Below are 4,164 nucleotides of genomic sequence, written 5' to 3' on the forward strand. Positions count from 1 at the left end.
CATCAAATACTTAGAGATACATTTAATATTTTTTAGACAAGTAACATGAAAATAGTTAACGACAAGCTTTTATAACTCGTTGTCCCCTCATTTGTATGTGAATTCCATCTAATACATTTTTCATGACGTTTTAAGGATAGAAAGAATAAGAATCAATTTTGCTACTTCACCATTCATTAGACACTTTTTAGATACAAATTAACCGGTACCTTGTATTGAAGGACCGGTTAATAGTGTTGCAATTTTTTTACTAAACTTATTTATAATGAACTTAATTTACCTACATTGGTATACCTGGTAAAAGATTTGATATTAATACAATAATTGCCGCTAAGAATACTGCCTTAATAATGAATAGAGTAATAATTGGAATCGATGCTTTCACTTTGTTTAATCCTGCTGTAATATGTAATCCAAGCCAAATTAAGGCTAAATTCCATACATAGAATACTTCAATTGTATTACCAATTCCATATGCAAATGTACCTTCCGTAAATAATAATCCTAAACTCGTATATTGTGTCATTCCAGTACCAAAGATTAAACTTAAAATTGTATTAATAAGTCCACCAATAATAAGGACAATATTTGTATAAACTACAATGTTCAATAGGGTTTTATAAGAGGTATCATTCCCCAAAAACATCATAAATATCTTATAAATAGCTGCTATGAATAGTGTTCCAACCATCGCACTAGCAAAGCTCGATCCAATTCCAGAAATCACTTCGGATGTAAGTGAACTTTGTCCAGCCAGTCCACCTAATTCTGCTTTCATTTTAAGTATCTCAGGTGAGGTATGTATAACATACGCACTTAAGCCTCCTAGGAGTCCTTGTAACAGTGTTACTAAGAGGAACATGCTCCAAGTTTTCTTACTTGTTTTCATTCTTTCAAACTGTAATCCAGGAGATGTAATCATTCCAAATAATGATGGTTTTTCCGCACCTACATCTTGTTTATTAATATTCACTTCCATATATAATGCCTCCCTCTATTTCAATAACTTGTTCATTCACATCTTCTTAAAGACTGCTATGAGCCACCACTAGAACAATATGTATGTGTGGTAGAGAGAAATATCTCTACTATACTAATAAACTATTTGTTACGAAGTGCTTTAATTAAGATTATAATAAAATTTTACTACGTGTTGCGCCTAGCGCTTTACGTACCCAAATTTCCCGCGCACACTCTGTTACAGCTACAAGATATTCATAACACCAATATCACCAACGGCTAATGAAATACCAGCGATACCACCGATGCTCATAGTCATAATACCCGTCATTATTGAAATACCTTTTTTGAACCTCTTTTAAATTTATAATTTCATATTTATCAGTTACATCACTTGATTTGCGACTGTTTAAGACGTCTGCAGCTTTTTTACCTACTTGCTCTATTTCTTTCTACAATGAATTAATCTTCTTTCCCTCTTATTCATAACGTATCTCTACCATCTTCTAATCAACCTCAGCTTACACATATAATTATAAAAAGTGAACTCTGTCCTTACAGAATTCACCACTTGGTAATTATAAAAAAATCTAGCCTTACATAAATTAATCATCTAATAATACTTTTACATTGTACTCATTTATAAGGATTATTCTCATCATTGTAGTAATACTCAAAATTATCTCTAATGACTTTTGACACTTCTCTTTGTTTTAAGGCAATCTTTCTATTAGTTACAATAGTGGGATATAAGAAGCAAATCCCAACAATTAATGCAGTATTTGCAATAAATTCATTCCCTGAAATAAAATTAAAGGCTATTGCACAGTTATATCCAAATCCTAAAGTTGCATAAAATGCATCTTTTAAGAAAATACGCTTTCCTGCAACCTTATCTTGATGGAACAACATATTTTTATCATAATTCATCTTTAGAAAAACAATGAATATACAAATACAAATTAAGCTATAATACTTATTCATTTGAGTAATGTATACAATATTCATTCCACCAATCACAACTAAAATGAAAGATCCTACGCCTAACGTAGCTGCTCTTCCATATTTTTTAACATTCCATTTCTCTTTCTCAGATATGGTTTTAACTTCCTCTTCATTTGCTTTAGGAACATACCTCTTTGCTATTCTGTACATTTTATATTCTAGAGTTATATTTACAATGAATAAAATAGCTAAGATTACAAATCTCATAATGTATTCTAGGGAACCTATTTCAAATTTATAATTGTAAAATGCAACAATACATGAAAGAACTTTTAAAACAAAACCAATTCTTGCTTCTTTCTTTACTATCGAATAGTCTTTTTTATAATCATTTGCCAATATAAAAGACGCAATCGTTAACAACAAGAAAGGTGAGATAGCCCATAATGCACTAGCACCAATTAAAGTTTTATACCCATTAACATAAGCAAACGCGAAGTTATTTATATATATAATTAACGTAATTAGTATTAAAAATTTTATTCCTTTCCTCATGTAATCACCTCATCTTAATCCTACAAATTAAAAACATAATAAAACCCTCTCAAACCAATAATTACTTTACTAATATAGACTATCTAATAATTAAGCTACAGCGAAAGTTAAACCTGTAGGGAAACCTACACCAATGTCCATACCTTTACCACTAGCAATTGCTCGAGTAGCAGTTATTGCAAAGTTTGTTGCATTAGCCGCTAATACCGCTCCAGTAACCCAACCTAAAGCAGGAACAGCAGAAGCCAATGAAGCTGCAATACCATAAATACCCGCTTCAATTGCAGCAACCGAAACTCCAGCAGAAGCACCTACGCCTGAGAAAACAATCCCTTTTAAAGTACTATTGCTGATGTAGTAACCACCATCTACATATTCCATCTCTTCGTTTTCAATCTCTACATAGTTAGAAGGTAAAACTAAATTACTCATTAATATATCACTCTCTTTCAATTTTTTAATAAACACATTTGTAATGTAGTGTGTAAAATTATATAATTTAATTGGTTATTTTTTTTAGTAAGTAATTATTAATTGAGAGAGCTTAATTATGTTTTTAAAATGTAGTTATAGTTTAATCACTTCATACAAACCCATGCCCACAAAATATAACTTTTATATTTTGTGGGGTTGTATGAAAAAACTTACTTTATTCCAATCTGTTCTAGTGCATATTTTAAATATGTAATTTTTTCATACTTGATTCTTACCTCAGTCAACATTCCTAAAGATAGATTCACTTTATTATTGTTGCTATCTTTTAAAAATTGTTCCTTAGGTTTGATTTGAACTTTAAAATATATATTGTTAGATTCTTTTTTTTCATCAATTATTGCATCTTCCGCAATGCTAATTACCTTTCCCTCGATAATGCCATACTCACTTTGATTTAAACCTGCTACTACCATTTCAACATCATCTTTAATTTTCACCTTAGCTCTTTCAGCTGATGGTAGATTCAACTCTATAATTAGATCATCAGTTCCTTGTGCAATACTTCCGATTAAAGCACCTGCCTGAATAACCATCCCCATAGTTATCTTACTACTCAAATGAAATTTACCATCTTCAGTAGCAATAATTTTATACTCTTCAAGGCTTTTTACTAAAGCATTTTTTTGAGATTCTAACTTATTCACTTCAATTTCAAGTTGTTTTTTTTCATTAGTAAATTCTAAAATTGCTTCATACTTTGCTTGTTCCATCTTATTACTTGCTTTATTCTTATAATCTTGAATCTGTTCTTCATTGTAATTTTGTTGTTTAAGGGAATCTTCAGTTACCTTTTTGACTTCAAATTCTTTCATTTTTACTTGTAAAGAATTCAACTTATTATAAAATTCAATTTCACTAATCTTTTTTTTATCAAAGTCATTAGTCCCCCGGGATATATTCTTTTGAGCTCTTACCAACAGTTCTATTCGTTCATTTAAATGCTTTAACTGACCATCTAATTGCTCAATTTGCAAATTTGACTGTACAGGCTTTAACGATAAAAGTAAATCCCCTTTCTTAACGTTCTTCCCTTCGCTTACATGAATTTCTTCAATCGCTCCCGATACAGGAGACATAATGTTTTGCTTATTATTAGTCGTTACTATTCCTTGACCTTTTACAACATACGTCTTAATTGAATACATTGACCAAGTAATAACAGTTAATAACAATATAATTACTATTAAAATGATATATAGCATAAACCTT

The 4,164-nt window shown here is 30.3% G+C and carries 4 protein-coding genes and 1 pseudogene; all 5 read right to left on the reverse strand.

What is annotated here, in order from left to right; all coding sequences use genetic code 11:
- Window positions 1–280: 280 nt before the first annotated feature.
- Window positions 281–979 (reverse strand): Yip1 family protein, encoded by a 699-nt coding sequence (locus tag ACQGS6_RS23710; protein ID WP_098397891.1) that lies wholly within the window; start codon window positions 977–979, stop codon window positions 281–283.
- 154 nt (window positions 980–1,133) lie between these two features.
- Window positions 1,134–1,406: pseudogene (locus ACQGS6_RS23715) on the reverse strand (ABC transporter permease); the annotation flags it as partial.
- 190 nt (window positions 1,407–1,596) lie between these two features.
- Window positions 1,597–2,460: a hypothetical protein gene (locus ACQGS6_RS23720; protein WP_098397892.1), complete on the reverse strand. Its 864-nt coding sequence runs from the start codon at window positions 2,458–2,460 to the stop codon at window positions 1,597–1,599.
- Between the two features lie 90 nt (window positions 2,461–2,550).
- Entirely contained in the window at window positions 2,551–2,892 is a 342-nt protein-coding gene (locus tag ACQGS6_RS23725) for a hypothetical protein (protein ID WP_098397893.1), read from the reverse strand.
- Between the two features lie 212 nt (window positions 2,893–3,104).
- The coding region (locus ACQGS6_RS23730) for an HlyD family secretion protein (RefSeq protein WP_426965702.1) at window positions 3,105–4,164 on the reverse strand (1,060 nt) is incomplete at its 5' end.

Origin of the sequence: Bacillus sp. GMs2/2, assembly GCF_050172095.1 — a bacterium.
Classification (GTDB): domain Bacteria; phylum Bacillota; class Bacilli; order Bacillales; family Bacillaceae_G; genus Bacillus_A; species Bacillus_A cereus.